Genomic DNA, 13869 nt, shown 5'->3' with positions numbered 1-13869 from the left:
TATTCATGCGAGCGTCACGAGATCGTGAACGCCCCTCGTCAGCATCAATATAATCACTTTCTTGTATATTAATTGTTTATTATACAAAGTTACATTTTATGATATATTGTAATATTAATCGTATGATGAATTTATCTTTAATCTTACTTTATGGGAAAGTAGACGAGTAACACGTGTTTGTCGGTTTTGAGAGTATCTAGCAGACGTGGCTATTTGTTGGCCGGTATGTGGGGTGGCTATTATCTCTACCGAGATGGCATTGATGTGTTACATGTCTAAGTTTAGTCAATGCTTATTAAAAAACTACTCGGTTGGCAGCAATGTGATTTTGCTAGCTATAAGATGGTAGCGCAACGCTATGGGTATAGTGCGGAATCTGCGCCAGACTATATTGAATTCATGATTAACTATGGGGCGAAATTTAATTTTATTGCCTATTATCATCATGGCGAGATAGTTGCGGCAGCTTGTATTGATAATGGATGGTTGGTTAATGATTTCAAAAATAATAATAAATCTATTGTCGGCTTACCGCTGCCGGTATCGGGAATTGTGTTACCGATGCGACGTGATGTATTTTGTTGTGCACCCTTTAAGGCGCGTTGCTTGAGTGGTGATTACCCCTACTCATTGAATATTACTAAAAAATTTTCTAAGCGTCTGGAAGCGATAGCAAAAAAGATCCCCGATTTCTCTAAAAAAACACAGCAGACTCGACGTCGTGAAATAAAAAAATTTCAGCAATCTGGTGGTGCTTTTATCGATATTAGCACTATCTCTGCTGATGTACTGCTAGATAGTTATGATGCGCTACTTAAAAAGCGTTGGGGACAAGGTGTTACAAACTTGGCGATGAATCAGGCGTTCTTTCGGCGATTTCAGCACTGTTTTTATGGCGATATCGCTACGTTAAATGGGCAAATCATCGGCATCCAACTATTGCTTAAAACAGAGTCCGTCAGAGGTATCTTTGTCGATTTTATCAACATTGGTTACGATGTTACCTGCGAGCACCCCCTCGGCACCATGTTGATGTGGCGTAATATTGAGCGCGTCGCCGAATTAGGTGCCGATGTGAAATACTCCTATGGTTTTATGTCGGGTGAGTACAAGAAACGCTGGTGCGTTCCTCGTCTCCTATCCCGAGTCATCTTTTAAGACAAAAATATTGCTATGAAGCGGCTGGTGTGGCGTCTCCATGATTTTTCCTCTGGATAGCCATACCCGCTTGCCTGTTGATCGGTATAGTTCCGTCCACGACTTTCTCACCGGCTTTTCGCTTGTTATTTTTACATCGACATGGCTGAGCCTCTCCATTCAATTGGGGTGACCCATTTCATAGCGCTGAACACCCGTGTTGTCGGGTCGGTCGCGTGACGGGGCTGGCGCAGTGTGGGCCAAATCTTGGGTTTTCGATGAGCTGCCTTTTTTGCTGTGCAATTCGCTATACTGGTCGGCTAATCGCAAATACTATTTTTGGGTGGATCTATGCATCAGCAATATGCACGACTGGTCAAGGTTGCGGCATTAGCCGCGACAGTGACAGCCACAATCCTGCTGATTTTTAAAATATTGGCCTGGTGGTACACCGGATCGGTCAGTCTGCTGGCCTCGTTGGTGGACTCACTGGTGGATATCGCGGCCTCGTTGACTAACCTATTGGTGATCCGTTACTCCCTGCAGCCAGCCGACGAAGACCATACCTTTGGTCACGGTAAGGCGGAGTCGTTGGCGGCGTTGGCACAGAGCATGTTTATCAGCGGTTCTGCACTGTTCCTGTTCCTAACGGGCTTCCAACACTTGATTAAGCCGGCGCCGTTGCACGATCCCGGTGTCGGGATCTGGGTAACGGCTTTCGCCTTGATCAGCACCATGTTGCTGGTGACCTTTCAGCGCTGGGTGGTGCGTAAGACTCAGAGTCAGGCGGTGCGGGCGGATATGCTGCATTACCAGTCTGATGTGCTGATGAATGGGGCGATCCTGATTTCGTTGGGGCTGAGTTGGTATGGTGTGACCTGGGCCGATGCCATATTTGCGTTGGGAATTGGGGTCTATATTCTCTATAGCGCCTTGCGTATGGGCTATGAGGCGGTGCAGTCGTTGCTTGACCGAGCATTGAGTGAAGAGGAGCGTAGACTGATTGTCTCGTTGATCCATCGTCATCGTGACGTATTGGGGTTGCATGATCTGCGTACCCGTCAGTCTGGGCCGACCCGTTTTATTCAGTTACATATTGAGATGGACGATGCGCTGCCGCTGGTAGAAGCTCATGCTATTGCCGATCGGGTTGAGCATGATCTATTGCAACACTTTCCCGGTGCAGATGTGATCATTCACCAAGATCCGACCTCGGTGGTGCCCCTTGAACAAAAAGGGCGATGGGAGTGTTAAAAAATATCAGTTTGTGAGCCGGATTACAGCACTGCTATTTTTTTTACACAGTAAAATATTTACCATGTGTGGACTGACCTGAATCAATTCAGCTTGATTACTTTGCTATAATATTACACAGTAATCGACTAATGTGTTCATTTTCTGTACCAGAAGGCGGGGCCTGGGCCGGTGTTGCGGGTACCGGGCAGCGTGAGGGCGTTGGCTACCGTCGTATGCGGTGGTCGAGCCAGCGTTATACGCGCCAATCCACTCCATTTCTAAGAAATAGTATCCACAAGCTCAGAGGTAGTCATGATCAAAAAAATCGGTGTTTTGACCAGTGGCGGTGATGCGCCGGGCATGAACGCGGCCATCCGCGGTGTCGTGCGTGCAGCCTTGTCCAAAGGGTTAGATGTGTATGGCATCCATGATGGCTACCTCGGTCTGTATGAAGGACGTATTGAGCAACTGGATCGCTATAGCGTCTCCGATGTGATCAACCGTGGCGGTACTTTCCTCGGCTCTGCACGTTTCCCGGAGTTTCGCGATGAGAAAGTGCGGGCGCAAGCGGTGGAGAATATGCGTAAGTTTGGCCTGGATGCCCTGGTCGTCATCGGTGGCGATGGCTCTTATATGGGAGCCAAGCGTCTGACTGAGATGGGCTTCCCTTGTATCGGCCTGCCGGGCACCATCGATAATGACGTGGCTGGGACGGACTACACCATTGGTTATTTCACCGCGCTGGAGACCGTTGTGGAGGCGATCGACCGCCTGCGTGATACGTCATCCTCTCACCAGCGTATTTCCATCGTGGAAGTGATGGGCCGCTACTGCGGCGACTTGACCCTGGCTGCGGCGATTGCGGGTGGTTGCGAATACATCGTGTTGCCGGAGGTGGAGTTTAAGCGTGAGGACTTGGTCGAAGAGATCAAGGCGGGTATCACCAAGGGTAAGAAACATGCCATCGTCGCGATCACTGAGCATATCTGTGATGTTGATGAGTTGGCTAAGTTTATTGAGCAGGAAACCGGCCGTGAGACGCGCTCGACGGTTTTGGGCCATATTCAGCGCGGCGGTGCGCCGGTCGCCTATGACCGCATCTTAGCCTCGCGAATGGGCGCTTACTCCATTGAGTTGCTGTTACAAGGATATGGTGGCCGTTGCGTCGGTATCCAGAACGAAAAACTGGTACATCACGATATCATCGATGCAGTGGAAAACATGAAGCGTCCGTTTAAGGGCGATTGGCTGGATACGGCTAAGATGTTGTTCTAACTTCAGTCTTACCGCTGACCGTTTTATCAGCCTCGCCTCGGCGGGGCTTTTTTATGTTGACGCTGGGCCGTGCCGATACGCTGATTACGGCGTGGGGACGGAATAAAAAAAACGGCGCCCGTGAGGGGCGCCGTTTATTATCGCGTAGATGACGTACGGGCGACTTAGGCCTGTGCGGCTTCGGCGGCAGCACGTACGATGGTCGCGAAGGCATCAGCTTTCAGCGAAGCGCCGCCAACCAATGCACCATCGATATCCGGCTGTTTGAACAGATCGGCAGCATTGGCCGCGTTGACGGATCCACCGTACTGGATGATGACTTCCTGGGCGGCTTCCGCATCGTGTTTTGCGATGTGGTCACGGATGAACTTATGCACGGCCTGAGCCTGCGCCGGCGTAGCCGATTTGCCAGTACCGATAGCCCAGATGGGCTCATAGGCAATGACCGCACCTTTGAAGACTTGGGCGCCCATGCTCTTCAGTACGGCATCCAACTGACGCGCACAGACTTCTTCGGTCTTACCGGCTTCGTTTTCTGCTTCGGTTTCACCGATGCACAGAACCGGGATCAGACCAGCTTCTTTCAGCGCGGCGAATTTTTCAGCGATGAAGGTATCGCTCTCTTTGTGATAGGTACGACGCTCGGAGTGGCCGATGATGATGTATTTCGCACCGACATCTTTCAGCATGGCGGCAGCGGTTTCACCGGTGAATGCGCCGGAGGCATTGATGCCGACGTCCTGGGCACCGAGAGCGATACGGCTACCGGCCAGCTCATGAGCGGCCATATCCAGATACACGGTCGGCGGTGCGATAGCGACGTCACAGCCCGCGACATCGCTCAGCTCGGCGCGCAGCGCGGCGACCAGTTCGTGAACCATGTGGCGGCTACCGTTCAGTTTCCAGTTACCCATAACGAGTGGTTGACGCATTTTCTTTCCTCCAATTGGGAAACACATAATCGAAATCAATTTGCCTCATCGGCATATTCTGTCTGACAGTATAAAAAATTGCGCGTCAGACGCTTTGTTTTCCATCATTAAATGCCTATGGATTTTGGGGATCAGCATCCTCTGATAGTGCTAGCTTAATCGGTTCAACAGCGAATGTAATGCCTTTTTCTCCGCTATCTGCTACCACATAGCGTAAGGAACCATCCTGTTGACTGTAGTAGGCGTGGTTTTTACCACGGCTCAATAGCTGTGTGGCTTTTTCCAGGCTTTGCTGTGCCGAGAGCGTGGGTGAGAAGCTTTGCATAATGGCTGCAATATAACGGATAGCCAGTTGCCGATCGGTACTGTCCGCCCCATTCTTGGCCTCCCGTTTCCCCTTCTCTCGCGTGTTGTTTACCTCGGCGTCGCTCTCAGGCAGATAGGTGATCTGTAGGCTCTTGATCTTCCCTGTCCCCTTCTCTAACACCACGGAGGAGTAAATCGCCTGATTAATACGCGTTGCGGCCCGGGTTAGCGGCAGATCCTCATCCTGTACGCTGATGGCGCGATACTCTGCCAAGGGGAGCATCGGAAAGTCTTGATTATAGCGTGTGCGGAAGCTAACCAGGGTAAGATCGAAGGTCGGTGCACCGGGTAAGAGATAGGCGGCGGTCGATGACTCGGGGGCCGGATCGGACGAGGCGGCGTCGCTGGCAGCGGGCAGGCTGGCCAGCAAGAGGATGGAGAGTAGGGCGATTCGCAGCATGCTCATAATCCAGTAAACGGCAGGTAACGATCCGAGGGATGATTAAAGCGTTTTATGACCATGTTTGTCAAAAAGCCGCGTAAAAATTCCGCTGAAGAGCGGGGGGGATCGGGTACACTGCGGCGCTCTGTTGGCTGAACCAAATGATAAAAGGATGGCGCATGGGCTTACAACAGTGGTGCTTCTCGCTACGTGGCCGCTTGGGGCGACAAGCGTTTTGGGCTTGGATGGGGATCTGGTTGCTGCTCTTGCTGGTGTTATTTTCGCTAGCGGGTGCAGGGATGCTTCCACTCCAGGCGGCTGCCTTTTTATTGGTCTTGTCATTATGGCCGACGGCGGCGGTATGGGTGAAACGCCTGCACGATCGCAACAAGTCCGGCTGGTGGGCCTTGCTGGCGGTGTTAGCCTGGATGTTGGCCGCCGGTAACTGGACGATGTTGGGGCCGGTGTGGGTTTGGGCCTTGGGACGCTTCTTGCCGTTGCTGATCTATATCATGCTGATATTAGACTGCGGCGTCTTCGCCGGTACGGCGGGGGATAACCGTTATGGTCCACCGGCAGTGGCGGTGAACTGGCGCCGTTTTGGCGGCTAACGGCGGGGATTCAGGGATCGCCCGCCGCTGAGTACGCTTACCAATAATGCTCGCTGGTGACGTGACCTGGCTTACGACGCAGATGCTTACGCATGGCGCGCGTTTCTTTCAGTACCTGTTGTGTGTCGCGAACCATTTGCGGGTTACCGCACAGCATCACATGGCTCTCTTCGGCGTTAATCGGTAGGCCGACGGCGGCCTCTAAGGCCCCGTTGGCGATCAAGGCGGGAACCCGGCCTTGGAGGGCGCCAGCAGCGGCTTCACGGCTAATGACGGGCTGGATACGTAGCTTGCCATGATAACGTTGCACCAGCTGCTGCATGCGAGGAAGGTAGCTGAGATCGGCCGCATGGCGCACCGCATGCACCAGTACCAGATGCTCGAAACGATCCAGATCCCGCCCTTCCTCCAGCATCGAGAGGTACGGGCCGAGCGCGGTACCGGTGGCCAGCATCCAGAGGATCTTACTGTCCGGCACCTCATCCAAGACGAAGAAGCCGTTGGCCTCATCGCTGATCAGTAGGGTGTCACCCGGTTGCAGCGCCGCTAAGCGTGGGCTGAGTAGTCCATCCGGGACGGTGACCAGATAAAACTCCAGCGTATCGCTACTCGGTGGGTTAACGAACGAATAGGCACGTTGGATACGCTCATCGCCAATATCCATGCCCAGCTTGCCGAACTGCCCCGCTTGAAACGGCTTGATCGGAGCTTGCAGCTGAATGCTAAACAGTTTATCGGTCCAGTGCTGAACCTGCGTAATGGTACCCGTTACCCATTCGGCCATATGTTAATCACTCCCGGGAGGTTATGCGGTAGGCGCAGCGACGTGAGTCGCTGATGATGTGCTCTACGCGTTCAATGTGATACTCGGAGCCTAGCAGGCGGTTAAGCAGGCGTAGCTCGGAGTGGCACAGCTTACCGCAGGTATTGGCGGCGATGCCAATGGGACAGTGGTTCTCGACCAATACCACCGCATTATTTTCGAACTCAACCTCGGCCATATAGCCATCGCTTTGACGTAGGCGAGCCAGCGCGCGGAAGCGTTCTTCGCCCTCGGGATGCTGTGCTAACTCATTGGCGTAACGGGTATAGAGGGCATCTTCACGGATTTCGAGCAGCTGTTCGACGCCTTGGTTGCCGAACAGTTTCTGTGTCCCCTCCAATAGGGTGCGGGAGAGATCGCGGTGACGGTCGGGAAATTGGGCATGTCCCTTGCTGGTCAGCGACCAGAAGCGGGTAGGGCGACCGACCTTGGTGCGCGACTCCTCATAACAAACCAATTCCCGTTGTTCGAGTTGCTGCAAATGCTGACGTACCCCCATGGTAGTGATGGCGATGCGCTCCGCCAACATTTTGGCCGACTGCGGACCCAGACTCTTTAGCTGCAACAAGATTAATTCGGGTGTCTTCATGGCACAGATCCTTGTGGTAAGCGAGACATTGATAATCGACTGAGTTTAATAATTTATAAAACTCCATTAAATGATAAATATTCTTTATTTTTAAACCTGTCGCAGAATCCCTTCCCGGCTGTCACATTTACTTTACGCTGACGGCGATCCGCGCTGCCAATAAAAATCAGGACAAAGCGCGACGTAGAGAACAAATTTTAGCTTTATCTGTTAGATTATGCGCCCGAATATGGTCATAGATTCCACAAATACATTATCTCTGTGGTTTATCACTCTGGTTAATAATGCGTTGGTAAGCGTAACATAATGAGAAAGCTAGAAAATTTTCATCTGCTGGTCATGTTGATCCTGCTGGTCGCCGTCGGTCAGATGGCGCAGACCATCTATGTGCCTTCGATCCCTGATATGGGGCATGATCTGGGTGTGCGTAGCGGCGCACTGCAAAGCGTGATGGCGGCGTATTTGCTGACTTATGGTGCCTCGCAACTGATCTATGGCCCGTTGTCCGATCGTGTCGGTCGTCGTCCCGTGATTTTGGCCGGGATGGGGATCTTCATGCTGGGGGCGTTAGCGGCGTTGCTCGCACCCAGTCTGCATATCTTGGTATTGGCAGCGGCTCTGCAAGGGTTAGGGACCGGGGTCGCGGGCGTGATGGCGCGTACCATGCCGCGCGATTTGTATAGTGGTACGGCATTACGTTACGCCAATAGCTTGTTGAATATGGGGATCTTGGTCAGCCCCTTACTGGCACCGGTGATCGGTGGCCTATTGGATGCCTTTATCAGCTGGCGGGCTTGCTTTGCCTTTCTGCTGTTGCTGTGTGCCGGTGTCGCTTACAGCATGTTCCGCTGGCTGCCGGAGACACGCCCGGCGGCGGCGGGCAACAGCAATCTGGTTACCAGCTATCGTCAACTGTTGGGGAGCGGTCAGTTTGTCTGCTACCTGATTATGCTGGTGGGGGGATTAGCGGGCGTGGCGGTGTTTGAGGCCTGCTCCGGGGTGTTGCTGGGTGGGGTACTGCATCTCAGTGGTATTGTGGTCAGCATCCTGTTTATTTTACCGATCCCGGCGGCTTTCTTCGGTGCCTGGTATGCGGGGCGTCCGGGGAAATCCTTCGCGACGTTGATGTGGCATGCGGTCTTTAGCTGCCTGCTAGCTGGGTTGCTGATGTGGATGCCGAGCTGGTTTGGGATCATTAATATTTGGACGTTGATCGTGCCGGCAGCCCTGTTCTTCTTTGGTGCCGGTATGCTGTTCCCGCTGGCGACCACTGGGGCGATGGAGCCTTTCCCACTGTTAGCCGGTGCGGCGGGTGCGCTCGTCGGTGGATTACAAAACGTCGGCTCAGGCGCGATGGCTTGGTTTTCCGCGTTATTACCGCAGAATAGTCAGTTCAGCCTGGGAATGTTGATGAGTGCCATGGCGGTGATGATCCTGCTGTGTTGGTTGCCCATCGCGCATAAGGTGCGTCAGCAGGGGCAGATCCTGTAACTCGCGGGGATGGCATTGAGCTTCGTGCTAAGCAGACGGCGCGCCATGGGCGCGCCGTTTTGTATCCCGATGATGTTACAGGATGATGTCACGGATCTGGGCGTCTTTCCGCTCCAGATAGTGAGTAGAGCGGATACGACGGATGGTGCGTGACTTGCCGCGGATCAATAGGGTCTCGGTGGTAGCGACGTTACCCTTACGGTAGATGCCGTCCAGCAGATCACCTTTGGTGATACCGGTCGCCGAGAAGATCACGTTATCGTTACGCGCCATGTCTCCCAGCGCGAGTACCTCGCCGGCACAGATACCCATCTGGGCGCAGCGCGCCAGCTCTTGCTCGCCTAGGCGACGATTCTCAGGCGTATCCCCCTTCACCTGATGACGAGCCAGCAGACGCCCCTGCATATCACCATCTAGGGCGCGGATCACGGCGGCGGAAACGACGCCTTCCGGGGCGCCGCCGATACCATACATCACATCGACTTCGCTCTCCGGCATACAGGTGAGGATCGACGCCGCCACATCGCCGTCGGGGATGGCAAAGACACGTACACCTAACGCCTGCATTGTGGCGATGTTCGCGTCGTGGCGTGGTTTCGCCAGGGTGATCACCGTCAGCTGGGATAGTGGTTTGCCCAGGCGATCGGCGATGTTGCGCAGGTTAGTCTCAAGCGGCAGAGTGAGATCGACGCAGCCTTTAGCCTGCGGGCCAACCACCAGTTTTTCCATATACATATCTGGGGCATGCAGGAATGTCCCCTTGTCGCCGACAGCCATCACGGCCAGCGCATTAGCCTGCCCCATAGCGGTCATGCGGGTCCCTTCGATAGGATCGACGGCGATGTCGACCTGATCGCCTTGGCCGCTGCCGACGCGCTCACCGATGTACAGCATCGGCGCCTCGTCGATTTCCCCTTCACCGATGACGATCTCCCCGTCGATATCGACCTGGTTAAGCATGATGCGCATGGCGTTGACAGCGGCGCCGTCGGCTGCATTTTTATCGCCGCGCCCCAACCACTTATATCCGGCCAGTGCCGCCGCTTCGGTGACGCGAGAGAACTCGATGGCTAATTCACGTTTCATGATGGTCCTGCAATGATGAGAATAAAATAAGCAATAAGATGACGGGGGGCGATTCTAACACAGAGCGGGTGAAACGTTTGCGTCGGAAAACCGCGCTAACCTTGACCAAAAATAAAAAAGGGGCGATTGCTCGCCCCTGGGTGACATGAGAATGGGGGGATCAGTCGTGATCTTCCCAGGCTTGGGCACGAGCGACCGCCTTCTTCCAACCGCTGTAGCGGTAATTACGCTCTACGGTTTCAATACCAGGGCGGAATTCGCGCTCGATACAGGCCTTGCTGCTCAACTCATCCAGATCGTTCCAGTAGCCGACAGCCAGACCCGCCAAGTAGGCGGCGCCAAGGGCGGTGACTTCCAGTACCTCCGGGCGCTCGACTCGGGTACCGAGGATGTCAGACTGGAACTGCATCAGGAAGTTGTTGGCGACCGCCCCGCCATCGACGCGCAGCGATTGCAGGCGGGTGTTGGCGTCAGCCTGCATCGCATCCAGCACATCACGTGTCTGATAGGCGATGGACTCCAGGGTCGCCCGGATGATGTGATTATTATTCACACCACGCGTCAGGCCGAAGATGGCGCCACGGGCGTAGGGGTCCCAGTAGGGGGCGCCTAGGCCGGTGAAGGCCGGTACCACATAGACGCCGTTGCTATCTTTGACTTTGGTCGCAAAGTACTCGGAGTCGGCGGCATCGTTGATCAGTTTCAGCTCATCGCGCAGCCATTGGATCGAGGCCCCTCCGATGAACACCGCCCCTTCCAGGGCATAGTTGACCTCGCCGCGCGGACCACAGGCGATGGTGGTCAGCAGGCCATGCTGTGACGGTACCGCTTCCTTACCGGTGTTCATCAGCAAGAAGCAGCCGGTTCCATAGGTGTTCTTCGCCATCCCCGGCTGAACACACAACTGGCCGAATAGCGCCGCCTGCTGGTCGCCGGCGATACCGGCGATAGGAATACGAGTGCCTCCTTTGCCGCCGATGTTGGTCTTGCCGTAGATCTCGGAAGAGGCGCGCACTTGCGGCAGCATGGCGCGTGGGATATCCAAGACCTCTAACATACGCTCATCCCAGTCCAGGGTATGGATGTTAAAGAGCATGGTACGGGAGGCGTTGGTGTAGTCGGTGACGTGTACCCGGCCCTGAGTCATCTTCCAAACCAGCCAGGTGTCGACGGTACCGAATAGGAGCTCGCCGCGCTTGGCACGTTCACGGGCTCCTTCGACGTGGTCCAGGATCCACTTTACCTTGGTACCAGAGAAGTAGGGGTCGACCACCAGGCCGGTATTGTGGCGGATGTACTCCTCCAGGCCGTCGCGCTTCAGTTGCTCGCAGATGTCGGCGGTGCGGCGGCATTGCCAGACGATGGCGTTGTAGACCGGTTTACCGGTCTCTTTTTCCCAGACGATGGTGGTTTCACGCTGGTTAGTGATGCCGATGGCGGCGATCTGATCGGATTCGATATCGGCTTTTGCCATCGCCTCGGTCAGGGTGGAGCTTTGGGTCGCCCAAATCTCCATGGGATCGTGTTCGACCCAGCCTGCCTTGGGGTAAATTTGCTCAAATTCGCGCTGAGATACGCTGACGATGTTGGCGTCATGATCGAGGATCACGGCACGAGAACTGGTGGTGCCCTGGTCAAGCGCGACAATGTATTTTTGTTGGGTTGTCATGGTCGTTATCCTGGGTTGATGTTTGGGGTACGGTTTGCGCTCAAAAACCGGGGAGTCTCCTCCCCGGAAACCTTATCAGGCTTTGGACTGCTCACTCTGCTTTTTCTCTTCATCGGCGGTGCAGACATCACACGGCAGATGGCGGCCGATCAAGGCACGGTAGCCGAAGGCACCCAGGCAGGCACCAACAATCGGGCCAACGATGGGGACCAGGAAGTAGGGGATGGTGCGCCCGCCGGTGAAGGCGATCTCACCCCAGCCCGCCATCCACGCGAAGGCTTTCGGTCCGAAGTCACGCGCAGGGTTCAGGGCGAAGCCCGTCAGGGGCCCCATCGCGGCACCGATGACGGCGATCAGCACACCGATCAGCAGCGGTGCCAGTGGGCCGCGCGGGATACCGTTGCCATCGTCGGTCAGGGCCAAGATCAGGCACATCAGAATGGCGGTGATGACGGTTTCTACTAACAGGGCTTGCCAGACGGTGATGTGTGGGTTCGGATAGGTCGAGAAGATCCCAGCCAGCGTCAGGCTTTCCTCGCTGCCGCGTACCATATTATGGGTCTGTTCATAGTCGATAAACAGGTTGTGATACAGAGCATAGACTAACGCGGCGGCACAGAATGCGCCGGCGACCTGAGCGATGATATAGGGGATCACTTTGCGGCGTTCGAAACAGGCGAACAGCCAAAGGGCGATGGTGACCGCCGGGTTGAGGTGAGCACCGGAGATGGCAGCCGTCAGATAGATGGCTAGCGCCACGCCCAGACCCCAGATAACGCTGATCTCCCAGAGGCTCAGGCTGGCACCAGCCAGCTTCATGGCGGCGACACAGCCACAGCCAAAGAAGATCAGCAGGGCGGTGCCCAGAAATTCGGCGATACACTGTCCTTTTAATGTCGTACTCGCTGTCTGGCTCATAACAAGGAATCCTGCGACGAAGAGGTGGAAGATAATTACCCGGTGTGAAAATGGAACACGTTACGTTGCGATGTGAATTTATCGTTAACGCGCGAAAACGAGAAATAGCGAAATTTAAATGTGTGTGTTTTGTCAAAAAAATGGTCGTTTTCGCTTATATTGTGTGACTTAGCCGCGCAACGTTTTGTGATCTGGCCACTGACGGAGATCACGGCGAGGGGCATTTGTTTCTTTTATGTTTGTTGGTAACTTTTTTTTAAATCGTTTATGACGGTGTAAAAGTGCGGGCGCCATAGCTGAATTTGTTACAGACTGGGACCCGGCCTAGACAGTAAGCAGTGGGCTACATACAATCGAGTCAATGAGGTTTGTGCGTTGGCCTGACGGCCTGCGCGGTGTGGGCGCCCATTAAGGATACGTTCGCCGTCGTTGCGGCGGCGTGCGTAACGGTAAGACGTACGCCTGGCTACTATTGAGGGGACAGATCATGTCATTTGAAGTATTTGAGAAACTGGAAGCGAAAGTTCAGCAGGCGATCGACACCATTACCCTGCTACAGATGGAAATCGAAGAGCTGAAGGATAAGAATAATCAGCTTAATCAGGAGGTTCAGCAGGCAGCGAGCAATCGTGAAGCATTGCTGCGTGAGAATGAACAGCTGAAGCATGAACAGGGTGATTGGCAGGAGCGCCTGCGTGCACTGCTGGGTAAGATGGACGAAGTGAACTGATCGTTTACCCTGGTAATGAAAAAGGCGCTCGGTGAGCGCCTTTTTGCTGCCATCATACGGCGATTATTCGAGATCCAGTGGCTCTTCCGCCAGGATGATGCCGGTATTGTCGGCATACAGATGGTCGCCGGAGAAGAAGGTGACGCCGCCAAAGTTGACGCGAATGTCGCTCTCGCCGATCCCCGCGCTGTCAGCGCCAGCGGGAATAGCCGCCATCGCCTGGATACCGATGTCGAGCTCCTCTAGGTCATCGACTTGACGCACCGCACCGTATACCACGATGCCTTCCCACTCATTTTGTACTGCCAGCCGTGCCAGTTCGGCGTTAATCAACGCACGCCGCACCGAGCCACCGCCATCGACGACGAGAACCCGGCCCCGACCGTTTTCTTCCAACAGATCGTAGAGCAGTCCGTTATCTTCAAAGCATTTGACCGTAATGATCTGGCCGCCAAAGGAAGAACGCCCACCGAAGTTGGAGAACAACGGTTCTACAACATTCACCTCTTCATGGTAAATGTCACATAGTTCGGAAGTATCGTATTTCATGGGTCCACGTCCGGTTGCCGCAGGAATGATCAGTATATCTCCTTAATGCGGTTGTTGGCAAAAGCGGCGATTATA

Annotated in this window: 14 protein-coding genes; 6 read left to right on the top strand and 8 right to left on the bottom strand. The window is 54.3% G+C overall.

Annotated features, from left to right (window positions below):
• Window positions 1-288 precede the first annotated feature (288 nt).
• The 3 genes from ACEQFP_RS05740 (at window position 289) to pfkA (ending at window position 3648) form a co-directional block, all read left to right on the top strand.
• Window positions 289-1158, top strand: a complete 870-nt coding sequence (locus ACEQFP_RS05740) for a Mig-14 family protein (protein ID WP_005290982.1) — start codon at window positions 289-291, stop codon at window positions 1156-1158.
• A gap of 330 nt (window positions 1159-1488) precedes the next feature.
• The gene (fieF, locus tag ACEQFP_RS05735; protein WP_005290980.1) at window positions 1489-2391 is read left to right on the top strand and encodes a CDF family cation-efflux transporter FieF; all 903 of its coding nucleotides are present in this window, start codon (window positions 1489-1491) and stop codon (window positions 2389-2391) included.
• 294 nt (window positions 2392-2685) lie between these two features.
• Window positions 2686-3648 carry a 6-phosphofructokinase gene (gene pfkA / locus ACEQFP_RS05730; RefSeq protein ID WP_005290977.1) on the top strand — a complete coding sequence of 321 codons (963 nt, stop codon included), beginning with the start codon at window positions 2686-2688 and terminating at the stop codon, window positions 3646-3648.
• A 164-nt stretch (window positions 3649-3812) separates the two neighbouring features.
• Here the strand turns inward: pfkA and tpiA are convergent, their stop codons facing one another.
• Window positions 3813-4580, bottom strand: a complete 768-nt coding sequence (gene tpiA, locus ACEQFP_RS05725) for a triose-phosphate isomerase (protein WP_005295642.1) — start codon at window positions 4578-4580, stop codon at window positions 3813-3815.
• Between the two features lie 115 nt (window positions 4581-4695).
• On the bottom strand, window positions 4696-5346 hold the full coding sequence (locus ACEQFP_RS05720) for a DUF1454 family protein (RefSeq protein ID WP_005295639.1): 651 nt from the start codon (window positions 5344-5346) through the stop codon (window positions 4696-4698).
• Between the two features lie 161 nt (window positions 5347-5507).
• Between ACEQFP_RS05720 and ACEQFP_RS05715 the strand changes: the two genes are divergently transcribed.
• A complete protein-coding gene (locus ACEQFP_RS05715) occupies window positions 5508-5939 on the top strand; it encodes a DUF805 domain-containing protein (RefSeq protein ID WP_005290970.1) in 432 nt (143 codons plus the stop codon).
• Window positions 5940-5976: 37 nt separating this feature from the next.
• On the opposite strand, the gene fpr is transcribed toward ACEQFP_RS05715, so the two are convergent.
• Both fpr and ACEQFP_RS05705 read right to left on the bottom strand, forming a co-directional pair.
• Window positions 5977-6723, bottom strand: a complete 747-nt coding sequence (gene fpr, locus ACEQFP_RS05710; RefSeq protein ID WP_005290969.1) for a ferredoxin--NADP(+) reductase — start codon at window positions 6721-6723, stop codon at window positions 5977-5979.
• Between the two features lie 7 nt (window positions 6724-6730).
• Window positions 6731-7351 (bottom strand): metalloregulator ArsR/SmtB family transcription factor, encoded by a 621-nt coding sequence (locus ACEQFP_RS05705; protein ID WP_005290967.1) that lies wholly within the window; start codon window positions 7349-7351, stop codon window positions 6731-6733.
• A gap of 306 nt (window positions 7352-7657) precedes the next feature.
• Here ACEQFP_RS05705 and emrD point away from each other — a divergent pair, with 306 nt between their 5' ends.
• The gene (gene emrD, locus ACEQFP_RS05700) at window positions 7658-8842 is read left to right on the top strand and encodes a multidrug efflux MFS transporter EmrD (protein WP_005290961.1); all 1185 of its coding nucleotides are present in this window, start codon (window positions 7658-7660) and stop codon (window positions 8840-8842) included.
• Between the two features lie 75 nt (window positions 8843-8917).
• On the opposite strand, the gene glpX is transcribed toward emrD, so the two are convergent.
• The 3 genes from glpX to ACEQFP_RS05685 form a co-directional block, all read right to left on the bottom strand.
• Entirely contained in the window at window positions 8918-9928 is a 1011-nt protein-coding gene (glpX, locus tag ACEQFP_RS05695; RefSeq protein ID WP_005290958.1) for a class II fructose-bisphosphatase, read from the bottom strand.
• A gap of 160 nt (window positions 9929-10088) precedes the next feature.
• The gene (gene glpK / locus ACEQFP_RS05690) at window positions 10089-11597 is read right to left on the bottom strand and encodes a glycerol kinase GlpK (protein WP_005290956.1); all 1509 of its coding nucleotides are present in this window, start codon (window positions 11595-11597) and stop codon (window positions 10089-10091) included.
• Between the two features lie 75 nt (window positions 11598-11672).
• Window positions 11673-12515 carry an MIP/aquaporin family protein gene (locus ACEQFP_RS05685; RefSeq protein ID WP_005290952.1) on the bottom strand — a complete coding sequence of 281 codons (843 nt, stop codon included), beginning with the start codon at window positions 12513-12515 and terminating at the stop codon, window positions 11673-11675.
• Between the two features lie 487 nt (window positions 12516-13002).
• Here ACEQFP_RS05685 and zapB point away from each other — a divergent pair, with 487 nt between their 5' ends.
• Window positions 13003-13245 (top strand): cell division protein ZapB, encoded by a 243-nt coding sequence (zapB, locus tag ACEQFP_RS05680; RefSeq protein ID WP_005295631.1) that lies wholly within the window; start codon window positions 13003-13005, stop codon window positions 13243-13245.
• Window positions 13246-13308: 63 nt separating this feature from the next.
• On the opposite strand, the gene rraA is transcribed toward zapB, so the two are convergent.
• Window positions 13309-13794 (bottom strand): ribonuclease E activity regulator RraA, encoded by a 486-nt coding sequence (gene rraA, locus ACEQFP_RS05675; protein WP_035597186.1) that lies wholly within the window; start codon window positions 13792-13794, stop codon window positions 13309-13311.
• Between the last annotated feature and the right edge of the window lie 75 nt (window positions 13795-13869).

Origin of the sequence: Edwardsiella sp. A.80236 (assembly GCF_044540725.1) — a bacterium.
In the GTDB taxonomy this organism is placed as follows: domain Bacteria; phylum Pseudomonadota; class Gammaproteobacteria; order Enterobacterales; family Enterobacteriaceae; genus Edwardsiella; species Edwardsiella tarda.
This window is presented reverse-complemented; position numbering and strand designations above follow the sequence as displayed.